Here is a 22,816-nt window from a genome sequence, read left to right on the forward strand (position 1 = left end):
TTTAATGAGAATCTGTCAACAGTAAAATTAAAATTTGTTAAATTTCTGTGTTTTAAACGATTTCCTCAAAGAATTGCAATAAGTCAGGTAATGTTAATTCCGCTTTTTCTTTGGCATTTAAGTCTTTGACAATTTCTCCTTTTTGTAGAACAATCATCCGATTGCCATATTTCAAGGCGTCTTCCATTCGATGCGTAATCATTAGACAAGTCAATTGTTTATCTGCTACGCGACGTGCAGTAATTTCCATTAATTGTTTCGACGTTTTAGGATCTAACGCCGCCGTGTGCTCGTCAAGTAATAGTAATTCTGGCGTTTGAATGGTTGCCATTAATAAACTTAATGCTTGTCGTTGCCCTCCTGAAAGATTCCCTGCTGGCGTATCTAAATGATTCTCTAAACCATTACCGATTTCTGCACATAATGAATAGAATAATTCACGATTTTGTTTTAACTGTCGTAATTTTAAGACGCGTTTCTGCCCGCGATTTTTTGCCAACAATAAATTTTCAGCCACACTCATTCGTGGTGCAGTGCCCATTTTAGGGTCTTGAAAGACACGGGAAATGTATTGCGCACGACGTTCTTCCGAATAATTGGTCACATCTTTGTCATGAATCAATAATTTTCCTTTAGTTAAAGGCAATGTTCCTGAAATAGTATTAAACAACGTACTTTTTCCTGCACCATTGCCACCTAAGACCGTAATAAATTCACCTTGTTGAATGGAGAGATTGACTTTATTTAAAAGGATTTTTTGTTCACTTGATCCGTTGTTAATGATTTTGGTACCATTTTTTAATTCTAAGATAACCATTATTCTCCCTCTCTTTCAAATCCTGTTTTAAGATGTAGCGCTTGTTTAAATTGTGGAATCAGTAAGCACATCGTTAAGACGATTGCTGAGAAAACCTTCAAGTATGTCGTATCAAACCCTAGACGAATGACTAATAAAATCAACAACTGATAAATAATACTACCTACGACAATTGCGATTAAGCGTTCAGTGAAGGTTAATTCACCATATAAAACTTCACCGATGATAATAGAGGCTAGTCCGATAACGATGACACCTGTCCCTTTACTAACATCCGCATAACCATCATTTTGAGCAATTAAAGCACCCGCTAAAGCAATCACGCCATTAGATAATACCAAACCAATAATCTTCATACGGTCTGTTTTAATCCCCATGGAACGCGCCATGTGTTCATTGTCCCCTGTAGCAATATACGCTTGACCAAAGTCCGTATTAAAGAAGTACACCAAACAAGCAATCAACAAGAAAATGACAATTAATCCAACAAAAACTGTATCATAATGGTTGGGCAAATTTAAATTAGTGAAAAAATCTAAAATCCGTGGTTGATTTAACAACGACAAATTGGGGGTTTGCATGACAAACAACATTACAGAGTTTAAAGCTGACATGACCAAAATCCCCGATAAAATGACTGGAATTTTCCCTTTTGTGTATAATAGTCCCGTGACTAAACCTGCACACATTCCAGCTAAAACACCTAGAAACGTGGCAATAATCGGTGGAATTCCTTGTACGATAGCTGTAACACAAACAGCTCCTCCTAAAGGGAAAGATCCTTCTGTTGTCATATCTGGGAAATTTAAAATCCGATAGGTCATAAAAATACCTAATCCTAAGACACCCCATAATAATCCTTGTCCAATTGAAGAAATAATCATTCTTCGTCACCTCCAACAAATTTGGCTTGTTCTCTTAATTCTTGAGGAATATCAATTCCTAAAAAGGCTGCTTGTTTTTCATTCAAGATAACATCGCCTTGTTTAAACGTATAGACAGGTGTTGTTGCTGGATCGGCACCTTTTAAAATGGAAACAACCATTTCACCTGTCTTTTTCCCTAAAGTATATTGATCAATACCAATTGTGCCTAATCCACCTTGTTCAACCATCGTATCAACAGAAGTAATAATTGGTACTTTTTTCTTATTCGCCTCACCGACAACCGTTGGCATCGCATTGGCAATCGTATTATCTAGTGGAATATAAATAAAATCAACGGCATCACTCATGACTTGAACGGTTTGTGTAATTTCGTTTGTTGAAGGAATCGGGTATGTTTTAACTTCTAACCCCAATTCTTTTGCTGCTTGAGCTGCTTCTTCTACTTGATATTTTGAATTATCTTCTGTAGACGAATACAACATACCTACTGTTTTAGCTTCTGGTAACAATTCTTTTCCTAAACGAATTTGTTCATCAGCAGGTGCTTTATCCGATACTCCAGTAATATTTCCTCCAGGACGTTCAATATTTTCCACTAATTTTGCACCAACCGGGTCAGTAACAGCGCCTAAGACAATTGGAATATCTTTGGTAGCATTTGCTAAGGATTGCGCAGCAGGTGTGGCAATTCCAACAATGACATCTGATTTTTTATTGACTAATTGTTCACTCATCGTCGCCAATTTACTTTGATCGGCTTGGCCATTTTGATACTCAATGGTTAAATTCTCACCTTCAATATAACCCGCATCTTTTAAAGCATCTTCAATCCCATCACGAATCGCGTCAAGTGCGGGATGACTAACGAATTGTAAAATCCCGACTGTTTTCATTTCGGATACTACTCCTTGTGGTTTTTCGGCACTGGCTTTTCCTGATTGAAAAGCAAATACGCCAATTAATACGGCAAAAATGACAATTAATGTTGCGATAAGACCTTTGTTTTTCATGTTTTCTCCCCATTTCTTTTGATTGATTCGTTAAAACTAAAAGAAAAAGCAACTGCTCGCGGCAATTGCTTCAACAAAAAAAGCCGCATAGATGGATTCATCTATGCGGCGATATTTACGTTCATTTACCGACATAGATACATACTTTAGAATGTTCTCTAAAAAGTTGTATCTATGGATTGAAGGACCCATCAATACAACTATCTACGCCAGTTTTGCCATGCAGTTACTTGATATGCGTAAAATAGTTTCATGAGTGTTTCCCCCTTTTGTAATATTGAAATTAGAATACCGTAATCTCTCGTATTCGTCAACTAGTAAAATGAATTTTTTAGCTGGATTCTTTTTCCGCTTGAATATTAAACATTGGCAAACGATTTAATTCAGGAATCAAATCTTCTTCAACATCTTCTAAAGAATCAAACGTAAAGCGATTTTTCTCAACGCCATTTTGAAAAAAGATAAACGTCACTTTGTCAGGAGAGACATTGTATTTTTTCTTTAATTCGTCTGCATCATAAATAATCGGATAATAATAAAACTTACGATTGAGTTCTTCTTCTTTTTCACTTAGAAGTGTCATAGCGGCTTGATATTGTTCCCCATTTGGTTTAGTGAACATCACTGAAATGGCTTTTTTATTCTTGATTTCTTGATCGCCTTGATTGTAAGAAAATGGGATGATTTGTTTGGTTGGTAAATCATTAATAATAAGTTGGTCTACTTGTTCTGTACGAATAATGGGACTCGCCGTCAACATAACTAACGTTAAACCGCCAATTAAAACCGCTACAATCACAATTCGGATGAGTGTTTTTTTACGATTCTCATTGACTGCATAGCCAAATTCTATCCATGAGTCTTGTAGTTGAAACATGATTTGTTCTACTATTCGTTTAATCGTTTTCACTGGATACACCTGCTTCAGTAAATTATTCTTTTAACTATACTAAAATACTAGCAATTAAACAACACTATCGTCAAGTAAGTTCACAAATTACACCCGCTTTTTACAATAATCTTTGTAATTGAACCTTTGTTATCTTCATCTTTGTTTTCTTGCGTATTTTCGCTATAATGGAGAAAGACTATTTAGGAAATGAGGGATAAACGATGTCTTTTGATGGTGTATTTACCCATTTAATGGTGAAAGAGTTATCCGAAGAACTGATTCATGGACGAATCAACAAAATTCAACAACCTTACGAGAACGAAATTGTCTTAATCATTCGTTCGAAAGGACAAAATCATAAATTATTGCTATCTGCCCATCCAAGTTATGCACGTGTGCAACGAACAACGATGAATTATTTCAATCCAGAAACGCCACCTAATTTTGTTATGATGCTTCGTAAATATTTAGATGGTGCTATTTTAGAACAAATTGACCAAGTAGATAATGATCGTGTCTTACATTTTACGTTTAAAAAGCGAGATGAATTAGGCGACTTACAGCAAATTGTTTTAGTTGTTGAATTAATGGGTCGTCATAGTACCGTATTATTGTTAAATAAAGACACCGGAAAAATTTTAGATGCGATTAAACATATTGGTAGCGCGCATAACACCTATCGTTCCTTGCTACCAGGTGCAGAATATATTGCACCACCTAAACAAACAACATTGAATCCTTTTACCGCTAGTGACACACAAGTTTTTGAAAAACTATCAACCTTAGCAGAATTAACAGGCAAAGCGTTACAACAACAATTCCAAGGATTAGGAAAAGATACAGCAGATGAATTAGCTGATCGTTTGAACCAAAAACCAAATGAAAAATTACCTGTCTGGCATGACTTCTTTAAAGAATTGCAACAACCAACACCAACTTATGTCAAAGCACAAAAAGAATTTTTCACACCAATTCATTACCAATCGTTAGAAATCACTGCTGATGAAATTACTACTTATCCGTCATTAAGTGCGTTATTAGATGCGTTTTATCATGAAAAAGCAGAACGCGACCGTGTAAAGCAACAAGGAAGCGAATTACTTAAAAAAGTTGAGAATGAATACAAACGTAATCAATTAAAATTGAAAAAACGGCAACAAACGTTGGCTGATTCAGAAAATGCCGAAGAGTTTCGTCAAAAAGGTGAATTGCTTACCACTTTTATGGCACAAGTTCCTAGAGGTGTTTCTTCAGTTGAATTAAACAATTATTATGACGAAAATCGCCCCTTAGTAATCAAACTAGACCCTGCATTAACGACCAATCAAAATGCACAGAAATATTTCCAACGCTACCAAAAATTGCGTAATGCAGTAAAATTAGTTGGCGAACAGATTCGGGAAACAAAAGAAGAACTCGCTTATTTAGAATCTATTTTATCGCAATTAGAATTGGCAGGTCCAATGGATATTCATTTAATACGAGAAGAACTCGTTGAGCAAGGTTATTTAAAAAATCGTGGGACGAAAAAAAGAAAAACAGAGAAAAAATCACAACCTGAAACCTTTATTTCATCTGATGGAACGGACATTCTTGTGGGGAAAAATAATCTACAAAATGATCAGTTAACTTTACGAACAGCCCGTAAAACAGATTATTGGCTACATGCTAAAGATATTCCAGGTTCCCACGTCATTATTCGCAGCAGTGACCCTTCAGAAGCGACAATCTTAGAAGCAGCAGAAATTGCTGCATACTATTCTAAATATCGTCACTCTGCACAAGTTCCTGTCGATTTAGTACAAGTGAAGCACATTCGTAAACCGAATGGCGCAAAACCAGGCTATGTCATCTATGAAAATCAAACGACCTATTATATTACACCTCATGAAGAAAATATTTTGAAATTAAAAAAATAAGTTGGACCTCTTATTACAAATTGTAGTAAGAGGTTTTTTGTATGGGTTAAGGAGGAATGTCTGATTATTTTCTTGTATGGTTGGAGAATTTTTTATTGTTTGGTGGTTTGTTTGGTTGGTGTGTATTGATTTTTTAAGATTATTTTAAATGCAATAATAGTTTGTAGATAAACTACTTGATTGTTCATTTTGTTTTGTTCTTTGGTTCTTGGCGTTATTTTTATCTATTGCTTTTGCGATAATAGTTTCTTCGCTTGCTTCGTTTGTTTATCTCGAATGCAATAATACTTGTCCCCACTATTTTTGCAAAAAAAAAACAGCCGAAATGGCTGTTTTTTCGCTTATTCACTGTAATAAATTGGTCGATCTTTCTTCTCTTGTAATGGTCGATTATTATTTTCTAAGACTTCTTCTCGGAATTCTTCGATAAACAAACGACTCATCTCCCCGATTGTATCAAATACAAACCAGTTGACTGGTCCCTTCGTTGGTGGTGTTGTTAATGAACCAACATAATGGAAATGACTATGCTTTTCAGGTAAGAAAATTGACGGGTCAAACCATTGAATATGGTGATCAAAATCCCAAATACTATCGTCTTGATCGTTACAAATCCAATTTAATTTGTCAGTTAGGTTAAATAATACACCTACGACTAAGTTTTCTTGTTTTGCATTTGTATGCACTAAATGAAATTCTAATTCTGTTTGTGTGTCATCAATGACATGTTCACTTGGCATATGGAAATGAATATCTGTTAGATGATACTCTACGCCTTTAAATACAACATAACTTTCAGTGTTATACGGTACAAAGTGAATCGTGTTTTTAAATTCTTTCTCGGTGAATTTTTCTTTTTTGTAATGGAAAGAAAGAACTTCATCGCCGATTGCTTGTGTGTCACCATGTACAAGATGAATTGGTGATTGATAAGGATACTTTGCTCCTTCAGCATACCAATCACATAATGTATGCCAGTGTTCTGGACCGTTCGCTCCGGAATAGCTCCATTCCACGTCCATATTCCTTTTTTTCTTCAATGAATTTCCTCCTTTAATGAGTGTTTATCATCACTCACTTTTTTTATGCTAGCAAATTTCAATTAAAAAGAAAATCATTTTGCACTTGAATTTTTGTGCATTCATTGTGTGTTTTTATACAAACAAACTTGATTTCGACCTTTCTTTTTCGCTTCATACAAAGCAATATCCGCTTGTAAAAGTAAGTCTTCTAATGACGTATCCATCTCTTTGGTGGAAACGCTAATCCCAATGCTAACAGTGACATCAATTTTTTGATTGATCCAAGTAAATTCTATTTCAGAAATCTTTTGTCGGAATGCATCTGCAATTGTTTCTGCTTGTTCAATACTAATCGAAGTGAACAAAAAAGAAAATTCTTCGCCCCCGTATCGTCCGAAAACTGCTTGTTGAAAGTCTTGCATATTTTGGCGTATTTCATAAGATAACACCTGTAAAACTTTATCACCACATGGATGTCCATAGCGATCATTGATTTGTTTGAAATTATCAATATCTAAAAGTAAGGCAATATTGCCTTTTTGATGGTGATTGCTTTGCAACAATAGTTCCGCTTTTTCAAAAAAAGCTCGTCGATTATAAATATCTGTTAAATAGTCCATTGACGCTTGTGTATGCAATTCTTCCAGTAATTGCGCCTTTTCTGTAATATCGTGCAACACGATATAGTAACCACTTTGTTTGAAACTAGTGATTTCTTGGATTTACGATACTTCATAAATACAATCCATCCCATCTACCGTGACAATAATTTGTTTATTCGTCAGCAGTTGCTCCAAACGAGGAATGACTTCTCCAGAATTTACTTGATATAACTCAGGGAAAATGCGTTTTGCAGCCGCATTCGCGTCAATATAATGCTGTTTGGTATCAAAGACAATAAAACCACCTGCCATAGTATCAATCACCTGATCTTTAACAAAGGGCATCACTCGTAAAAGATTATGATTATTAGCAGAATATACCAACATAACAATGGAAACAATCGTTGCAAGTGGTGTGTAGTCAAAACGCACCGCTTCATTTTCTGCCACGACATACGCTACTGACGTAACAATTGGAAGAAAAAAGCCAATTAATAACGGGACACTCTGTTTCTTCATTAACGGATTGTCGCCAAAGAAGGCTTCAAATATTAATCCTAAAATACAAACGGTGACACAATATTGGTAGACTACATGAATATGGTACAGTGGTCCGGGCGTAATTTGTGCGTTTGCAATAATAGTATTAGAGACATATTGAACATTCTCATAAAAAAACTTCTGAAAAGGATATGTCTGCATACTGATGACCGTTATTAATGGAAAAATAAATAAAAGTGTTGTTTGGGCTTTTGATATTTTTTGATGACCAAAAAGATCACGTAAAAACAAATAACTATTTGGCAAAATAAATGGAAAGCCCATATATTGCATACGAACACCGTAAAATGCTTCTGAAACGTTCACTGACGTTAATTCCAATAAATAGCCAAATAGGTACAGAAATAACTGTAATGATAAAAAGATAAAAAAATACGAGTTCTCTGCCTTACGATATTTCAAAGAGTATAAAATCATGCCAATCGAAATAAAAATAGAAAGAAAACTTACTACTACGGGGAATTCAGCTAACCCCATCATCGTCCTTCACTTTCCTTTATAGGCTAAAATCGCGCTTAAAATTCCTGTTAAGCGCGATTTTTCCAACTATTCTTATTTGTTCCAGTTTTCTGGATCTTGTTTCCAAGCTTTTAATAATTCGACATCGTTTTCTTTAACATAATCTGATGCTAGTGCTGCTTCGATTAATGTCGAGTAATTTGTTAGGGTTGTCAAAGGAATGCCTGCTTCCTCGAAGTTAGCTACGCCCTTTGGTAATTCATACGTAAAGATAGCTGAAACACCAACTACATCAGCACCTTCACGCTTAGCAGCTTCACAAGCTTCTAAAACACTACCGCCTGTTGAAATTAAGTCTTCAATAACTACCATTTTTTGACCTTCTGTAATTCGACCTTCAATTTGGTTTCCTTTTCCATGATCTTTGGCTTTACTACGGATATAAACCATTGGTAAGTCTAAAATATCTGCTACCCAAGCTGCATGAGGAATCCCCGCAGTAGCTGTTCCAGCAATGACTTCCACATCAGGATACGTTGCTTTAATTTTATCTGCTAAACCTTGCGCAATTGCTTTACGAACAGTTGGATAACTCATAGTAATCCGGTTATCGCAGTAAATTGGACTTTTAATGCCACTTGCCCAAGTAAAAGGTTCATTGGGACTTAAAAACACTGCTTCAATATCTAATAAATCTTTTGCGATAGTAGTTTCAATTGTTGTCATTTAGCTGTTTTCTCCATTCCATTCATTTTTAATAGCATGATAGGCTGCTACTGGATCTGTTGCTTGTGTAATCGGACGACCGACGACAATCACGCTTGAACCAATTTCTCTGGCAAGTGCCGGTGTAACGACACGCTTTTGATCGCCAATCGCTGCACCACTTGGACGAATCCCAGGCGTTAAACACATAAATGCGTCTGACGTTACCTCATGGATTTTTGCAGCTTCTAATGCGGAACAAACCACGCCATCAAGCCCTGCTTTTTCTGCACATGTTGCGTAGTTTAACACGCTTTCTTCTAAGGTTGCGGAAATTAATTGTTCTTTTTGCATTTGTTCTTCACCAGTTGATGTCAATTGGGTTACAGCGATTAATTGTGGGACAGTTTCTCCTGCGGCTGTACCGCTTTCTAATCCCCGTTTCGCTGCAGCCATCATTTCAATTCCACCAGCTGCATGGACATTGGTAATTGCTACTCCTAATTTTGCTAGGCCCTTCATGGCATGCTCCACTGTATTGGGAATATCATGCAACTTTAAATCTAGGAAAATATCATGACCTAATTCTTTTAACCAGCGGACAATTTCTGGTCCTTCTTGATAAAAAATTTCCATACCTACTTTAACAAATAGTTTCTCATCTGTGGGAAATTTTGCTAAAAATTGTTCAATTTCCTTTTTTGATGGAAAATCTAATGCAATAATTGGTCTTTCGATCATTGATTTCTTCCCTCTCTTACTTCTTTAATTAGTGTTTCTAATGATGAAATACCCAATTCAGCCATACGTTTTGGTAATTCATCAATTAGTTTTGGACAAATATAGGGGTCTGTAAAATTCGCTGTCCCTACCCCTACAGCACTCGCACCAGCCAAATACATTTCTAACACATCATCGACCGTCATCACGCCTCCCATGCCGATAATTGGCAACTTGGACACATTCGCTACTTGATTAATGAGACGAATGGCAACAGGCTTAATTGCTGGACCAGATAAGCCCCCTGTTTGGTTTGCGAGAATTGGTTTACGTGTTTTCAAATCAATTCGCATACCTAACAAGGTGTTAATCATCGTAAACCCATCTGCCCCACCCTTTTCAATGGCTTGGGCAATTGGGACAATATCTGTGACGTTTGGTGATAATTTGACATAAATCGGTACTTGGGAAACAGCTTTCACAGCTTTGGTCAATTCATAAGCAACATCTGGATCAGTCCCAAATGTAATGCCACCATGTTTGACATTCGGACAAGACACATTTAATTCAATAGCTTTCACATTAGGTGCTTGCGAAATTTCGCGACACACTTCAACATAATCCTGTTGGCTAGATCCAGCAACATTGGCAATAATTGGCAAATCCGGATGTTTCGCATGTAAATCTGGTAAAATTTCTGTCAGGACGGTAGCCAATCCTGGATTTTGTAAACCAATGGCATTCAACATCCCACTAGGTGTCTCGGCAACACGTGGCGTTGGATTGCCAAAACGAATTTCAGGAGTGGTAGCTTTAATCATCACAGCCCCTAATTTGTCAATGTTATAATACGTATCATATTCTTTCCCAAAACCAAAACATCCACTTGCGGGCATAATCGGATTGGCTAACTCTAAACCAGGTAAACTGATGGCTAATGGGTTGGACATTATAATACCACCTTTCCAGCTGGGAAGATAGGGCCTTCATCACAAACTTTCACACTTTTCTGACCACTTTCATCCTCTTGTAAATGACAAACACAGGCATAACAAGCACCCATTCCACATGCCATTCTTGCTTCTAAGGATAATTGGACGTTTGCAACATTACCTAAATAGCGTTGCTCGACTGCACGCAACATCCCATTGGCACCACAAGAAAAAACAGCATCGGGTTGTTGATTTATTTCTGCTAATAAGTATCCGACATGCCCATGCACACCATAACTCCCATCATCTGTGGCAATGTAAGTGTCACCTAACGCACAAAATTCTTCTTCATAATACATGACTTCTTCTGAAGCAAAACCTAAAAAATGAACCGGTGTCACACCTCTTGCGATTAATTGCTTGGATAACTCGTAAAGCGGAGGAATGCCAATTCCTCCACCTACGATAAATGCAGTATCCCCTTCATGAAGTCCAGAGAGTTGGAAACCGTTACCTAAAGGCCCCATTACATCAATGCGATCGCCTGCTTTCATTTCCGAAAACACGCGGGTGCCATCGCCTTCTACACGATAAATGATCCGACATGTGCCTTCTTCATGGTTGATATCATTGATACTAATTGGTCTTCGTAACAACAAGTCATTTTGCGGTACACGAAGATGTAAAAATTGACCCGGAACCACCATTTGTTCAACCAAGGCTCCTTTTAACGTCATTTCATAAATTCGTGGTGCTAATAATCGTTGCGAAGTAATTTCCATTAACTCCTGTTTCATGTACTGATTTCTCCTTCTTTTTAAATCGCTTTTGTTGAGAATGCGCGTGATTCCATTACTTTTAAGATTGCATCTGCAGTATCTAATGATGTAAATAATGGGACGCCATGTTCCACTGCTTCACGACGAATCATAAAGCCATCTTGAGAAGCGTTTTGTCGATTTTTATCCATTGTGTTAATCACAGCTTGCGTGTTGCCACTGCGAATTTTATCTAGGACGGTTTCTTCATCCGTTTCACTGATTTTCGCTACTTGTTTCACATTTAATCCATGTTCTTCCAAGTATGCCGCTGTACCGCTTGTTGCAATTAAACTAAAGCCGATATCTGCAAAACGTTTCGCCAAATCTAGCGCTTCTTCTTTTGTTTCATCGGCAATCGTGAGTAAGACTGAACCAAACTCCGGAATGTGTAATCCAGACGCTTCAAAAGCTTTGTACAAGGCTTTTTCTAAATTCACATCCGACCCCATCACTTCGCCTGTCGATTTCATTTCAGGACCTAAATAGGTGTCAACTTTCAATAGTTTAGTGAAGGAGAAGACTGGTGCTTTGACATGCACTTCATTTGATGTTTTATACAAACCATCTTCATAGCCTAATTCAGTTAAACGTTCACCTAAAATAGCTTTGGTTGCAACTTGTGCCATTGGAATACCAGTTACTTTACTCAAGAAAGGTACTGTTCGACTTGCGCGTGGGTTAACTTCAATCACATAGACTTGATTATCATGAATAACAAACTGAATATTCATCATCCCCACACAGTTTAGACCTAAGGCTAGACGTTTGGTGTAATCTTCAATTGTCGCCATAATTTCATCCGAAAGATTTTGTGGCGGATACATAGCCATTGAATCACCCGAATGGACACCTGCACGTTCAATGTGTTCCATAATACCTGGGATTAGCACTGTTTTTCCATCGCAGATTGCATCTACTTCACATTCTTTACCGATTAAGTAACGATCGACTAACACAGGATGTTCAGGTGATGCTTTTACTGCATTTCGCATATAATCTTCTAAATCTTGTTGATTTTCAACGATTTCCATCGCACGCCCACCTAAAACGTAACTTGGGCGTACAAGGACAGGATAACCGATACGAGAGGCAATTGCTACTGCTTCTTCGGTATTTGTGGCTGTATCACCTGGTGGTTGTGGAATATCCAGTCCTTTTAAGGCTTGTTCAAATAAATCACGGTTTTCGGCGCGATCTAAGTCTTCAATACTCGTACCAAGAATCTTCACACCAGCTTTAACAAGTGGTTCAGCTAAATTGATTGCTGTTTGGCCACCAAATTGCACAATTACACCAATTGGTTGTTCTAAATCAATGACATTTAAGACATCTTCTAACGTTAATGGTTCAAAATAGAGTTTATCTGAAATCGAGAAGTCCGTTGAAACTGTTTCGGGATTACTATTCATAATTACAGCTTCATAACCTGCTGCTTGAATAGCTTTCACGGAATGAACAGTTGCATAGTCAAATTCGACCCCTTGACCAATACGAATTGGCCCAGAACCTAAAACTAAGACAGAAGGTTTTTCACTGCGAATACTTTCATTTTCAAACTCATACGTGCTGTAGAAATATGGCGTTGCTGACTCAAATTCGGCAGCACATGTATCGACCATTTTATAGACAGGTAAAAGATGATTGTCTGTACGTAATTGACGAACAGCGCCTTGTTCTGTCTGCCATAATTCTGCAATCTTACGGTCTGTGAAGCCATTTTGTTTGGCAGTTTTTAAAACCTCCAAATCGTTAGGTGCTTGTTGTAATGCTTGTTCGATTTCAATGATATGCAGTAATTTATCTAAGAAAAATAGATTAATTTTCGTTAAATCAGCTAATTCTTCGATGGTATAACCACGTCGAATGGCTTCTGCTAAATAGAACAAACGATCATCTTGCGCTTTGACAATCTTTTCTGTTAAGACGTCATCTGTCACTTCCGCAAACTCTGAGATTTCTAAATGATGCGTACCAATTTCTAACGAACGTACTGCTTTTAACAATGACTCTTCAATGTTTCGACCAATCGACATGACTTCGCCCGTTGCTTTCATTTGCGTGCCTAAAATACGATCGCCCGATTCAAATTTATCAAATGGCCAGCGAGGAATTTTCGCAACCACATAATCTAAAGCTGGTTCAAATTCAGCATAAGTTGTTTCGGTAACTGGATTTTTCATTTCATCTAAAGTTAAACCAACCGCAATTTTAGCAGCTAATTTCGCAATCGGATAACCCGTTGCTTTACTTGCTAACGCAGATGAACGAGACACACGTGGGTTTACTTCAATGACATAGTATTTAAAGCTATGTGGATCAAGTGCTAATTGGACGTTACAGCCACCTTCAATTTTTAATGCACGGATAATCGATAGTGACGCATCACGCAACATTTGATATTCATGATCAGACAACGTTTGGCTTGGCGCAAAAACGATTGAATCGCCTGTGTGGATGCCAACTGGGTCAAAGTTTTCCATGTTACATACAACAATTGCATTGTCGGCTGAGTCACGCATAACTTCGTATTCAATTTCTTTAAAACCGGCAATACTACGTTCAATCAAACATTGTGTCACTGGTGATAACTTCAAGCCATTTTCTGCAATATGACGTAACTCCGCTTCATTGTCACACATACCGCCACCAGTTCCACCCAAAGTGAAAGCTGGACGTACAATGATGGGATACCCAATTTCGTTGGCAAAATCGACGGCTTCCTCAACTGTCGTTACAATAACTGATTCAGGAATTGGTTGATTTAATTCTTCCATTAATTGTTTAAACAAATCACGGTCTTCCGCTTGGTCAATTGCTGATAATTTCGTTCCAAGTAATTCGATATCTAATTCTTCTAAGATACCTGATTTTGCTAGCTCCATCGCCATATTCAATCCTGTTTGTCCGCCCAATGTCGGTAAAATAGCGTCTGGTTGTTCTTTGCGTAAAATTCTTGAAACGAATTCAAAAGTGATTGGTTCAATATAAACTTTGTCCGCAATCTCTTTATCAGTCATAATTGTCGCTGGGTTTGAGTTAACTAAGACAACTTCATACCCTTCTTCTCTCAATGCAAGACATGCTTGTGTTCCTGCGTAGTCAAATTCTGCGGCTTGTCCAATGACAATTGGTCCAGAACCGATAACCATAATTTTCTTAATATCTGTACGTTTTGGCAATTTAGTTCTGCTCCTTCCATGCATCCATCATTTCTAAAAATTCATCAAATAAGTGTACTGCGTCATGTGGTCCCGGTGCTGCGTCTGGGTGATATTGCACGCTAAACGCTGGGTAGTGACGATGACGAACGCCTTCGACTGTACCATCGTTGACTTCAACGTGCGTCACAATTAATTTTTCTGGGTCAACTGAGTTTTCATCAACAGCATATCCATGATTTTGTGAAGTAAAATCAATCCGTCCAGTCGCAATTTCTCTTACTGGATGATTCAATCCACGGTGACCGAATTTCATTTTATAAGTATTCGCACCATTTGCTAGAGAAAATAATTGATGCCCTAAACAAATACCGAAGATTGGCACTTTCCCTTGAATCCCTTGAACCATTTCAATCGCTTCAGGAACACTCTTTGGATCACCAGGACCGTTAGTTAACATCACGCCATCTGGTGACAACTCTAAAATTTCTTCAGCGGTCGTATTATAAGGTAATACGGTTAAATTACAATTACGTTTTGATAATTCGCGCATAATACTATGTTTTAAACCAAAATCAATGACTACCACATTGTGCCCAGTTCCTGGACTTGGGTAAGGTTTAGCAGTTGATACTTGCTCTACTTGATTTGTTGGTAAAACGGCTGCTTTTAATTGGTCATATGCGTGACTGAATTCATCGCCACTGTCCACGATACTCGCTTTCATCGTACCGTGTTGGCGAATTTTACGAGTTAACGCACGTGTATCAATTCCAGAAATCCCTGGAATGCCTTTGCGTTTCAAAAACTCGTCTAACGCCATTTGATTTCTCCAGTTGCTTGCTCGGCGCGCATGTTCTTTTACAACAACACCTTTACAAGTTGGGACAATGGATTCATAGTCATCACGATTGACACCGTAATTGCCCACCATTGGATACGTAAAAGTAATAATTTGTCCATTAAAACTTTGATCAGTAATTGTTTCTTGGTATCCAGTCATACTTGTTGTAAAAACAATTTCTCCATACACATTTACTTCGGCGCCAAATCCTTCGCCTTCAAAATAAGTTCCATCTTCTAATATCAGCCAACGCTTCATGATTATTTACCTTCCTTTTGCCATACAAGTTTTCCATCCACAAAAGTGAATAGCGTGTCTCCAAATAATTTCCAACCAACAAATGGTGTGTTCACTGCTTTTGATAAGAATTGTTTATCGTCGACAACATATTCAGTTTCTAAGTCAAAGACTGCTAAGTCAGCTGCTGCACCAATTGTTAAGCGTCCTGTTTCTAAACCAAAAATTTCTGCTGGTTTCACAGCCATCCAATCAATGACTTGTTCTAAGGTAAAGATGCCTGTTTTTACAAAATGCGTGTAAACCATTTGGAAAGCATACTCGGAACCCACAATACCAAATGGTGATTGCAAGAATGATTGACATTTTTCTTCTAACCCATGTGGTGCATGGTCTGTTGAAATACAATCAATTGTGCCATCTAACAAGCCTGCTATCAATGCTTGTTGGTCTTCATTTGCGCGTAGTGGTGGGTTCATTTTCCAAAAACCGTTGTCTTCAGGAATATCTTCATCCACTAATACCAAGTGATGTGGGCAAACCTCTGCAGTGACATGTACACCAGCTTGTTTCGCTTCACGAATAACACGTACACTTTCTTTGGTTGAGACGTGACACACATGGTAATGTACGCCAGTTTCTTCTGCTAGTAATAAGTCACGCGCAATTTGTGAAGATTCCGTTGCACTAATGATTCCTGGTAAACCTAATTCTTCTGAACGCTTACCGGCATGCATGACCCCACCAAATAATAGCGATTCATCTTCTGTATGTGCCACAATTGCCATGTTGTTTTTTGCAGCTTCCTTCATCGCTAGATACATGGTTCCAGCAGTTTGAACACCCACACCATCATTCGTAAAGGCAAACGCACCGGCTTGTTTCAATCCTGCTTGGTCGACTAAGACTTCACTACGTAACTCTTCGGTAATTGGCGCATATTGTAATACTTTAACAACTGCGTCACGATCAATAATTTCTTGTACTTGTTCAAATTTTTCAACAGTGTCTGGCACTGGATCAAGGTTTGGCATCGCACAGACAGTCGTAAATCCACCGCGTGCGGCTGCTTTACTTCCTGTTTCAATTGTTTCTTTATAAGTAAATCCGGGTTCTCTAAAGTGAACATGAACATCGACTAGCCCTGGTGTGATTAATTGTCCTTTCGCATCGACAACTTGGTCAAAAGATTCGGTATCGAATTCTTCACCAATTGCATGGATACGCCCTTCTTTAATCCAAACAGATACTGGCGTTAATTGATTGTCATGAGAAATAATTTTCCCGTTTTTGATTAATGTATTCATCTTAAATTCCTCCTTATGATTTACCTTCTAAAATAGCTTCCAAAATAGCCATCCGTACAAAGACACCGTTTGACATTTGTGTGACAATTCTTGACTTGTAACTTTCAACAAGTGAATCCGCAATTTCCACATCACGATTAACTGGTGCGGGATGCATAATAATTGCATGCTCCTTCATTTTTGCTGCACGTTCTATCGTTAAACCATATTGTTGATGATATTCCTCTTTTGAAAAACTCTCATGTTCATCATGGCGTTCGTGTTGAACACGTAATAACATCATGACATCCACTTCTTCTACTAATTCATCTAATGGCAGATAGTGACCATAAACTTCAAATGATTTATCATACCAAGTTTCAGGACCTGAGAAATAGACTTTTGCGCCTAAGCGTTTCAACATTTGCATGTTTGATTTTGCTACACGTGAATGGGTAATATCTCCAACAATTGCTACTTTTAAGTTTTCAAATGAGCCAAATTCTTCATAGATAGTTAACAAGTCCAATAGACATTGCGTTGGATGTTGCCCACTTCCGTCACCACCGTTAATAATGCTGCATTGAATCGTCCGGCTTTGAATTAATTCGTCATAGTAATTTTCATCGCCATGGCGAATGACTGCTACATCTACACCAATTGCTGACATCGTTAAGACGGTATCATAAAGAGTTTCTCCTTTTTGTACCGAACTCATGGATTCATCAAATTCAATCACATTGATACCTAATTTTTTTTCTGCTACTTCAAAGCTTTTATGTGTACGTGTACTATTTTCAAAAAATAGATTTGTTGCAAAATATTGATTCTTGGCAGGAGTCCACTTTGCACCTCGCTTGAATTCTTGCCCGCGACGAATTAGTCCCATCACTTCTTGATCTGTTAATGCTTCTACGGTTAATAAATGTTTCAAACTAACTCGTTCTGATTTGATAATCATTCAAACTGCCTCCTACTTTTCTTCGTTACGTGCTACATTTGGTAAAATTAAGTTCAAAAAAATCCCTAAGACTGTTGCTAATGCCATTGCTGACAAGGTAAATGCACCTGATTCAACGACTAATCCGCCGATTCCGGTTACTAAAATCACTGATGCGATTAATAGATTTTTCTTACGATCAAAATCAATCTTGTTTTCAATCAAAATTTTCAATCCGCTCGCAGCGATAACTCCGAATAACACAAAACTGATACCAGAAATGACTGGTCCAGGAATACTTAAGATGACTGCGCTAATTTTCCCAACAAATCCTAAAGCAATCGCAAACACTGCGGCGCCTCCAATCACAAAGACACTGTGTACACGAGTGATCGCTAATACGCCGATATTCTCACCGTAACTTGTGACTGGTGGGCCTCCGATTAAACCTGCGACAATTTGTGCAGCCCCATCACCAGCTAATGTCTTATGCAATCCTGGATTTTCAAAGAAATTGCGTTTTGTTAATTTATTTAAAACCATTAAATGACCAATGTGTTCTGTCATCGTAACAAAAGCGATTGGCGCCATTGTAATGATGGCTCCGATTTCTAAGGTCGGAGTATATTGAACGAATGGAATTTCAAAATTTGGTAAAGCAAACCAAGCTGCTTGTTGGATAATACTCGTATCTACAATGCCAAATGCCAAAGCAATGATGTACCCACTAACGATTCCTAATAAAATTGGAATTAATCCTAAAAATCCTTTGAACCACATATTGAAGAAAATTGTTAAGCCTAACGTTAGCAGTGCCACGAGGACGTATTTAAAATCATAATCTCCTGTCGCATTAAACATTGCGCTGTTGGCAGCATTGCTTGCTAAACCTAAACCAATGACCATTACGACTGGTCCGACAACAATTGGTGGTAAGATTTTGTTCAGCCAATCCGTACCACTACGTTTGACAATCATTGATACGATGAAATACACAATCCCTGTTGTAATAGCACCTTGCGCAATGGCACCGTAACCTTTGGTGGCTAAAAGCATTTGCATGGCTGTAATAAAGGCGAAGCTACTTCCTAAATAGGCAGGAATCTTGCCTTTAGTAATCATCAAGTAAACGAGCGTGCCAATCCCTGAACTGACTAATGCAATCCCTGGATCTAAACCAACTAATTTGGGTACCAAGACAGTGGCCCCAAACATGGTGAATAAATGCTGTAAGCTTAACCCTATCCACGGTAACGCACGCGGTTTATCTTGAATATCAAGTACTGCGTCGGGATTTCGAAATACTTTTTCCTTCATGTTACGCCTCCTCGCGATCGATTAGAATACGATCAACACCATCTGTCTCTTCCATTTCAACGATGATTTCTTCCGTTAATGCTGTTGGAATATTTTTTCCTACAAAATCGGCACGAATCGGTAGTTCTCGATGACCGCGATCAACTAAGACAGCTAGTGAAATACGTTTTGGACGACCGTAATCCATCACTGCATCAAGTGCTGCGCGAATCGTTCTTCCGGTATATAATACATCATCTACTAAAATGACTTCTTTTCCTTCTAAAGAAACAGGAATATCTGACGAATGTAATTCTGCTTCACTTGTTTCTTTATGGTCATCGCGATATAACGTAATGTCTAATTCGCCAACAGGTACTTCGACATTTTCTAATTGTTGTAAACGTTGGGCGATACGCTGAGCGATATAAATTCCTCTAGTTTTGATACCAACTAATACTAGGTTTTCAATTCCACGATTTCTTTCGATAATTTCATATGTGATGCGTGTTAATGCACGTTTCATAGTTACGGCATCAATGACTTCTTTTTTTGACATATGTCATCCTCCTTACAATTTAAAACATAAAAAAAACTCCTGCCCAAGTAAGGCAGGAGTGAATGTACAACTATACACGTGTCCTATAAAAAGACACACTTAGTCTCTTCAAATAGCATTCAGTTTATCCGCAGATAACGATTCTATTTGCTCACTTCCTTCTTAGCCTCACGGGACTAACTTAAAGGATACTTTTAAGTTTTTGTTATTTTCTTAAAAATAACTATAACGTTGTTTGAAGAAAAAATCAAATGTTTTCACGTAACTTTTCCAAGTTTTTTTCAAAAAGTTCTGGTAACGGTGCTTCAAAGACCATTTGCTCCTGTGTTCGAGGATGCGTGAAGCCTAATAATTTCGCATGAAGAAATTGACCGTTGCCTTTTAATGTTTTCTTTGGACCATAGACAGGATCTCCCGCTACTGGAAAACCAATGTAGTGCATATGCACACGAATTTGATGCGTACGGCCAGTTTCTAATTGCAATTCTACTAAAGTGAATGCACCAAACCGCTCTAACACAGTAAAATGAGTAACTGCTGGTTTTCCGTCTTCGATGACCGCTTGCATTTTACGATTGGTTTTTGAACGGCCAATCGGTGCGTTAATCGTTCCTTTATCATGTGAAATATTGCCATGAACCAAAGCAACATATTTTCGCAAGGATGTTTTATCTTTTAATTGTTTTGCTAAAGCTTCGTGCGCTGCATCATTTTTAGCAATCATTAATAAACCAGACGTATCCTTATCAATTCGATGAACAATTCCTGGTCGTACCACGTCGTTAATACTTGATAAATCTTTTAAGTGGTACAACAAGGCATTCACCAACGTACCATTAGGATGTCCTGCTGAAGGATGGACAACCATCCCTTGTGGTTTATTAATCACTGCCACATCTTCGTCTTGATAAACAATATCTAACGGAATATCTTCTGCAATTAAGTCTAAAGTTACAGCTTCTGGAATCGTAATTACAAAATGATTACCATTTTTCACTTTATAATTGGCTTTTACAGGTGTTCCTTCAAGTGTTACAGCTTCTTCTTTCAACCATTGTTGAATTTGCGAACGACTATAGTCCGTTAATTTTTCAGTTAATACTTTGTCTAAACGGCCTTTTTCGTCCGTAATTGTTACTTCTAATTGTGTCATTTTACTTCCCTTTCATCTTTTCATCGAAAATTGTATAAATAAAAATCAAACCTACTCCGATGCATAAAGACATATCTGCCACATTAAAAATCGGAAAATTCATAAAATCAGTTTGGAACATATCAACCACATAACCTAAACGCACGCGATCGATAAAATTGCCGATAGCTCCTGCTAAAACAAGTGCTAAACCAATGGTGAATAGTTTGTTTTCGTTGCGGTAACGAACCAATAAATACGTCACAACCGCCACAGCAATTAGCGTAATTACTGTAAAAAATCCCATTTGTCCTTCAAAAATACTCCAAGCAGCACCTGTGTTTTGAACATACGTGAACGACAAGATATTTGGGATAATATTTTGCGTATCTCCTAAAGCAAAATTTGAAACAATCCAAAATTTTACCCATTGATCCAGTCCAATGACTAGCGCACTGAATAGAAAATAAAAAACTATCAATTTTTTCAACTCTTTTCTTATAATTTAAAAATATCTCGTGGACGAATAATTCCTAACAAGCGTCCATTAGGATTGCCATCTTTGGTAATCAAAATCGAATCTAGCATCCCATTATCATGAAACATTCGCTCAATTTCATTAATAGAGGTATATTGGGAGACAAACGCATAATTCGTTTGTTTGCCATCTTGAAGAATTAACTCTTTTGCTGTTCGATTGTCGATTTGGATTTCTCCTTTTAAACTTTCTCTGGCAAACCAATACCCCAAAGCTTTTAAAGTGATTAATCCTTCAAACTTCCCTTGATTATACAAGGGGAATTGAGAATATCGTTTTTTCGCAACGATTTGTAACAATTCTCGAATAGAAATATCTTGTTCAAACCCAGTCACATGTTTGGCAAAACGAGGTAAGACTAACTCCGGTTGTAGCAAATCCATTTCAATTTTGCGAATCCGATTGACCAACCATTGATTGGGTTCTGCAATCACAAAATTTTCACCAATTTTCTCATGAACAATTGCATTGCGTAATTGCGAAATTTGCAGTAAATCATTTTCATATTTTTTGATTGGCAAATCCGGGCGATTTGAAAGTTTTCGCACCATTTGACTAAATCCCATATTTTTGGGATTACCAAGTTCATCTTTTAACCATTTTTCAATACGATTGAAACTACTTAAAAACACATCTGCCGCTTCACCCATGAAAATCCTCCTTCGACTACCCATCCATAGACTTTCTTAGTATAGCGTAGAAACGCCTAGAGTGGAATCAATTGTTTCTTTATTATAACGAATTTATCAGAAAAAGAAAAATTCACTCTTTAAGGTCTTGTTCATTTGCTGCTAACAAACGGTATAATTTATCCAGTTCACAAAAACTTTGGACCAACAACGCTTCCACATTCGCCATGTCAGCTCGAAAAAAGAGTTTACCTAGTTGAAAAGTTTGTGTCGCTACTTTGTCTTGAAATGTTTGTTGAATGTGTTCATTTTCTAAATATTCTTTTAGAGACAGATGATCTGTTAACTCGTGTTCTTCTTGATGCCAAATATAATAATCAGTCACATCAATTGACGCACTCCATGTAGGCAATTTGGCTAATAAGCTATTGTATTGTTCTTTTGTCCCTTGTCGTTGGTCGCTTTTATAATGCTGAAACATAAGATAGACCTGAATCTGCTTTTTATTTAATAGCATACCGATACACGCATTTTCATTTTGACGTAACTTTCCACGAAAAGCACTCCAATAATGAGAACGCAGATTCCAACCATTCGTCCAACTCTCCACTTTCGGTTTCGCAAAATAATTCGTATCAATTTCTTGGTAAATGAGTTGTTGCAAAAATTTCCACTTATCCCAAACTTCTTTAAACTCACTTTTAATTTGGCTAAGTTCTGCTTCTGAATAAGTTTCTTTTAATTGTTTAAATGTAAATTGTTCGCGATCAAACAACGCAAAATCTTTTTCATCTAAATTAACCATGAGCATTCTCTCCTTGTATATTAAAAGATTCTTTTATAAAAACTG

At 37.5% G+C, this 22,816-nt stretch carries 22 protein-coding genes; 1 reads left to right on the top strand and 21 read right to left on the bottom strand.

Annotation, left to right across the window (positions count from 1 at the left end):
* Positions 1-52 precede the first annotated feature (52 nt).
* The 4 genes from PYW32_RS06680 to PYW32_RS06695 form a co-directional block, all read right to left on the bottom strand.
* Positions 53-817 carry an ABC transporter ATP-binding protein gene (locus PYW32_RS06680; RefSeq protein ID WP_016175094.1) on the bottom strand — a complete coding sequence of 255 codons (765 nt, stop codon included), beginning with the start codon at positions 815-817 and terminating at the stop codon, positions 53-55.
* Positions 817-1,701, bottom strand: a complete 885-nt coding sequence (locus PYW32_RS06685; RefSeq protein WP_016175093.1) for an ABC transporter permease — start codon at positions 1,699-1,701, stop codon at positions 817-819. The genes PYW32_RS06680 and PYW32_RS06685 overlap by 1 nt, the downstream gene beginning before the upstream one ends.
* Positions 1,698-2,714 (bottom strand): tryptophan ABC transporter substrate-binding protein, encoded by a 1,017-nt coding sequence (gene trpX, locus PYW32_RS06690; RefSeq protein WP_016175092.1) that lies wholly within the window; start codon positions 2,712-2,714, stop codon positions 1,698-1,700. The genes PYW32_RS06685 and trpX overlap by 4 nt, the downstream gene beginning before the upstream one ends.
* Positions 2,715-3,045: 331 nt before the next feature.
* Positions 3,046-3,624, bottom strand: a complete 579-nt coding sequence (locus tag PYW32_RS06695; RefSeq protein ID WP_016175091.1) for a hypothetical protein — start codon at positions 3,622-3,624, stop codon at positions 3,046-3,048.
* A 203-nt stretch (positions 3,625-3,827) separates the two neighbouring features.
* Here PYW32_RS06695 and efbA point away from each other — a divergent pair, with 203 nt between their 5' ends.
* Positions 3,828-5,525 (top strand): fibronectin-binding protein EfbA, encoded by a 1,698-nt coding sequence (gene efbA, locus PYW32_RS06700; RefSeq protein ID WP_016175090.1) that lies wholly within the window; start codon positions 3,828-3,830, stop codon positions 5,523-5,525.
* Positions 5,526-5,866: 341 nt separating this feature from the next.
* Here efbA and PYW32_RS06705 read toward each other — a convergent pair whose 3' ends face one another.
* The 17 genes from PYW32_RS06705 to PYW32_RS06785 all read right to left on the bottom strand — a co-directional run bounded on the left by PYW32_RS06705 (position 5,867) and on the right by PYW32_RS06785 (position 22,771).
* Positions 5,867-6,547, bottom strand: a complete 681-nt coding sequence (locus PYW32_RS06705) for a carbonic anhydrase family protein (RefSeq protein WP_035010140.1) — start codon at positions 6,545-6,547, stop codon at positions 5,867-5,869.
* Positions 6,548-6,666: 119 nt separating this feature from the next.
* Positions 6,667-7,227 (bottom strand): GGDEF domain-containing protein, encoded by a 561-nt coding sequence (locus tag PYW32_RS06710; protein WP_016175088.1) that lies wholly within the window; start codon positions 7,225-7,227, stop codon positions 6,667-6,669.
* A 42-nt stretch (positions 7,228-7,269) separates the two neighbouring features.
* Complete coding sequence (locus PYW32_RS06715; protein WP_016175087.1) at positions 7,270-8,187, bottom strand: histidine kinase N-terminal 7TM domain-containing protein; 918 nt, start codon at positions 8,185-8,187, stop codon at positions 7,270-7,272.
* Between the two features lie 75 nt (positions 8,188-8,262).
* Positions 8,263-8,895, bottom strand: coding sequence for an orotate phosphoribosyltransferase (gene pyrE, locus PYW32_RS06720; protein ID WP_016175086.1), 633 nt, complete (start codon positions 8,893-8,895; stop codon positions 8,263-8,265).
* Positions 8,896-9,615: an orotidine-5'-phosphate decarboxylase gene (pyrF, locus tag PYW32_RS06725; protein ID WP_016175085.1), complete on the bottom strand. Its 720-nt coding sequence runs from the start codon at positions 9,613-9,615 to the stop codon at positions 8,896-8,898. It abuts the gene before it with no gap.
* Positions 9,612-10,544, bottom strand: coding sequence for a dihydroorotate dehydrogenase (locus tag PYW32_RS06730; protein WP_016175084.1), 933 nt, complete (start codon positions 10,542-10,544; stop codon positions 9,612-9,614). The genes pyrF and PYW32_RS06730 overlap by 4 nt, the downstream gene beginning before the upstream one ends.
* Positions 10,544-11,323 (bottom strand): dihydroorotate dehydrogenase electron transfer subunit, encoded by a 780-nt coding sequence (locus PYW32_RS06735; RefSeq protein ID WP_016175083.1) that lies wholly within the window; start codon positions 11,321-11,323, stop codon positions 10,544-10,546. The genes PYW32_RS06730 and PYW32_RS06735 overlap by 1 nt, the downstream gene beginning before the upstream one ends.
* A 20-nt stretch (positions 11,324-11,343) precedes the next feature.
* Complete coding sequence (carB, locus tag PYW32_RS06740) at positions 11,344-14,526, bottom strand: carbamoyl-phosphate synthase large subunit (RefSeq protein WP_016175082.1); 3,183 nt, start codon at positions 14,524-14,526, stop codon at positions 11,344-11,346.
* A gap of 1 nt (position 14,527) precedes the next feature.
* Positions 14,528-15,607, bottom strand: a complete 1,080-nt coding sequence (locus PYW32_RS06745) for a carbamoyl phosphate synthase small subunit (protein ID WP_016175081.1) — start codon at positions 15,605-15,607, stop codon at positions 14,528-14,530.
* Between the two features lie 2 nt (positions 15,608-15,609).
* Entirely contained in the window at positions 15,610-16,893 is a 1,284-nt protein-coding gene (locus PYW32_RS06750) for a dihydroorotase (RefSeq protein ID WP_016175080.1), read from the bottom strand.
* A gap of 13 nt (positions 16,894-16,906) precedes the next feature.
* Positions 16,907-17,833: an aspartate carbamoyltransferase catalytic subunit gene (locus tag PYW32_RS06755; RefSeq protein WP_016175079.1), complete on the bottom strand. Its 927-nt coding sequence runs from the start codon at positions 17,831-17,833 to the stop codon at positions 16,907-16,909.
* A gap of 12 nt (positions 17,834-17,845) precedes the next feature.
* Positions 17,846-19,129, bottom strand: a complete 1,284-nt coding sequence (locus PYW32_RS06760; protein ID WP_016175078.1) for a solute carrier family 23 protein — start codon at positions 19,127-19,129, stop codon at positions 17,846-17,848.
* A gap of 1 nt (position 19,130) precedes the next feature.
* Complete coding sequence (gene pyrR, locus PYW32_RS06765) at positions 19,131-19,667, bottom strand: bifunctional pyr operon transcriptional regulator/uracil phosphoribosyltransferase PyrR (protein ID WP_016175077.1); 537 nt, start codon at positions 19,665-19,667, stop codon at positions 19,131-19,133.
* A gap of 247 nt (positions 19,668-19,914) precedes the next feature.
* Positions 19,915-20,820 carry an RluA family pseudouridine synthase gene (locus tag PYW32_RS06770; protein WP_016175076.1) on the bottom strand — a complete coding sequence of 302 codons (906 nt, stop codon included), beginning with the start codon at positions 20,818-20,820 and terminating at the stop codon, positions 19,915-19,917.
* Position 20,821: 1 nt separating this feature from the next.
* Complete coding sequence (gene lspA / locus PYW32_RS06775; protein ID WP_281169708.1) at positions 20,822-21,301, bottom strand: signal peptidase II; 480 nt, start codon at positions 21,299-21,301, stop codon at positions 20,822-20,824.
* Entirely contained in the window at positions 21,298-21,987 is a 690-nt protein-coding gene (locus PYW32_RS06780) for a CBS domain-containing protein (protein ID WP_016175074.1), read from the bottom strand. The genes lspA and PYW32_RS06780 overlap by 4 nt, the downstream gene beginning before the upstream one ends.
* 112 nt (positions 21,988-22,099) lie before the next feature.
* Positions 22,100-22,771, bottom strand: coding sequence for an HI_0552 family protein (locus PYW32_RS06785; protein WP_016175073.1), 672 nt, complete (start codon positions 22,769-22,771; stop codon positions 22,100-22,102).
* Positions 22,772-22,816: the final 45 nt, after the last annotated feature.

Source organism: Enterococcus saccharolyticus subsp. saccharolyticus (assembly GCF_029023825.1).
Taxonomy (GTDB): Bacteria; Bacillota; Bacilli; order Lactobacillales; family Enterococcaceae; genus Enterococcus_F; species Enterococcus_F saccharolyticus.

Excerpts from the sequence above, each read along its gene's own strand:
- pyrE (WP_016175086.1), bottom strand. The coding sequence starts at position 8,895 with ATGACAACAATTGAAACTACTATCGCAAAAGATTTATTAGATATTGAA.
- PYW32_RS06730 (WP_016175084.1), bottom strand. The coding sequence starts at position 10,544 with ATGTCCAACCCATTAGCCATCAGTTTACCTGGTTTAGAGTTAGCCAAT.
- PYW32_RS06745 (WP_016175081.1), bottom strand. The coding sequence starts at position 15,607 with ATGAAGCGTTGGCTGATATTAGAAGATGGAACTTATTTTGAAGGCGAA.
- PYW32_RS06755 (WP_016175079.1), bottom strand. The coding sequence starts at position 17,833 with ATGATTATCAAATCAGAACGAGTTAGTTTGAAACATTTATTAACCGTA.
- PYW32_RS06785 (WP_016175073.1), bottom strand. The coding sequence starts at position 22,771 with ATGGTTAATTTAGATGAAAAAGATTTTGCGTTGTTTGATCGCGAACAA.
- PYW32_RS06680 (WP_016175094.1), bottom strand. The coding sequence starts at position 817 with ATGGTTATCTTAGAATTAAAAAATGGTACCAAAATCATTAACAACGGA.
- PYW32_RS06715 (WP_016175087.1), bottom strand. The coding sequence starts at position 8,187 with ATGGGGTTAGCTGAATTCCCCGTAGTAGTAAGTTTTCTTTCTATTTTT.
- PYW32_RS06770 (WP_016175076.1), bottom strand. The coding sequence starts at position 20,820 with ATGACACAATTAGAAGTAACAATTACGGACGAAAAAGGCCGTTTAGAC.
- PYW32_RS06780 (WP_016175074.1), bottom strand. The coding sequence starts at position 21,987 with ATGGGTGAAGCGGCAGATGTGTTTTTAAGTAGTTTCAATCGTATTGAA.
- efbA (WP_016175090.1), top strand. The coding sequence starts at position 3,828 with ATGTCTTTTGATGGTGTATTTACCCATTTAATGGTGAAAGAGTTATCC.
- pyrF (WP_016175085.1), bottom strand. The coding sequence starts at position 9,615 with ATGATCGAAAGACCAATTATTGCATTAGATTTTCCATCAAAAAAGGAA.
- PYW32_RS06735 (WP_016175083.1), bottom strand. The coding sequence starts at position 11,323 with ATGAAACAGGAGTTAATGGAAATTACTTCGCAACGATTATTAGCACCA.
- trpX (WP_016175092.1), bottom strand. The coding sequence starts at position 2,714 with ATGAAAAACAAAGGTCTTATCGCAACATTAATTGTCATTTTTGCCGTA.
- PYW32_RS06705 (WP_035010140.1), bottom strand. The coding sequence starts at position 6,547 with ATGGACGTGGAATGGAGCTATTCCGGAGCGAACGGTCCAGAACACTGG.
- PYW32_RS06760 (WP_016175078.1), bottom strand. The coding sequence starts at position 19,129 with ATGAAGGAAAAAGTATTTCGAAATCCCGACGCAGTACTTGATATTCAA.
- pyrR (WP_016175077.1), bottom strand. The coding sequence starts at position 19,667 with ATGTCAAAAAAAGAAGTCATTGATGCCGTAACTATGAAACGTGCATTA.
- PYW32_RS06750 (WP_016175080.1), bottom strand. The coding sequence starts at position 16,893 with ATGAATACATTAATCAAAAACGGGAAAATTATTTCTCATGACAATCAA.
- PYW32_RS06685 (WP_016175093.1), bottom strand. The coding sequence starts at position 1,701 with ATGATTATTTCTTCAATTGGACAAGGATTATTATGGGGTGTCTTAGGA.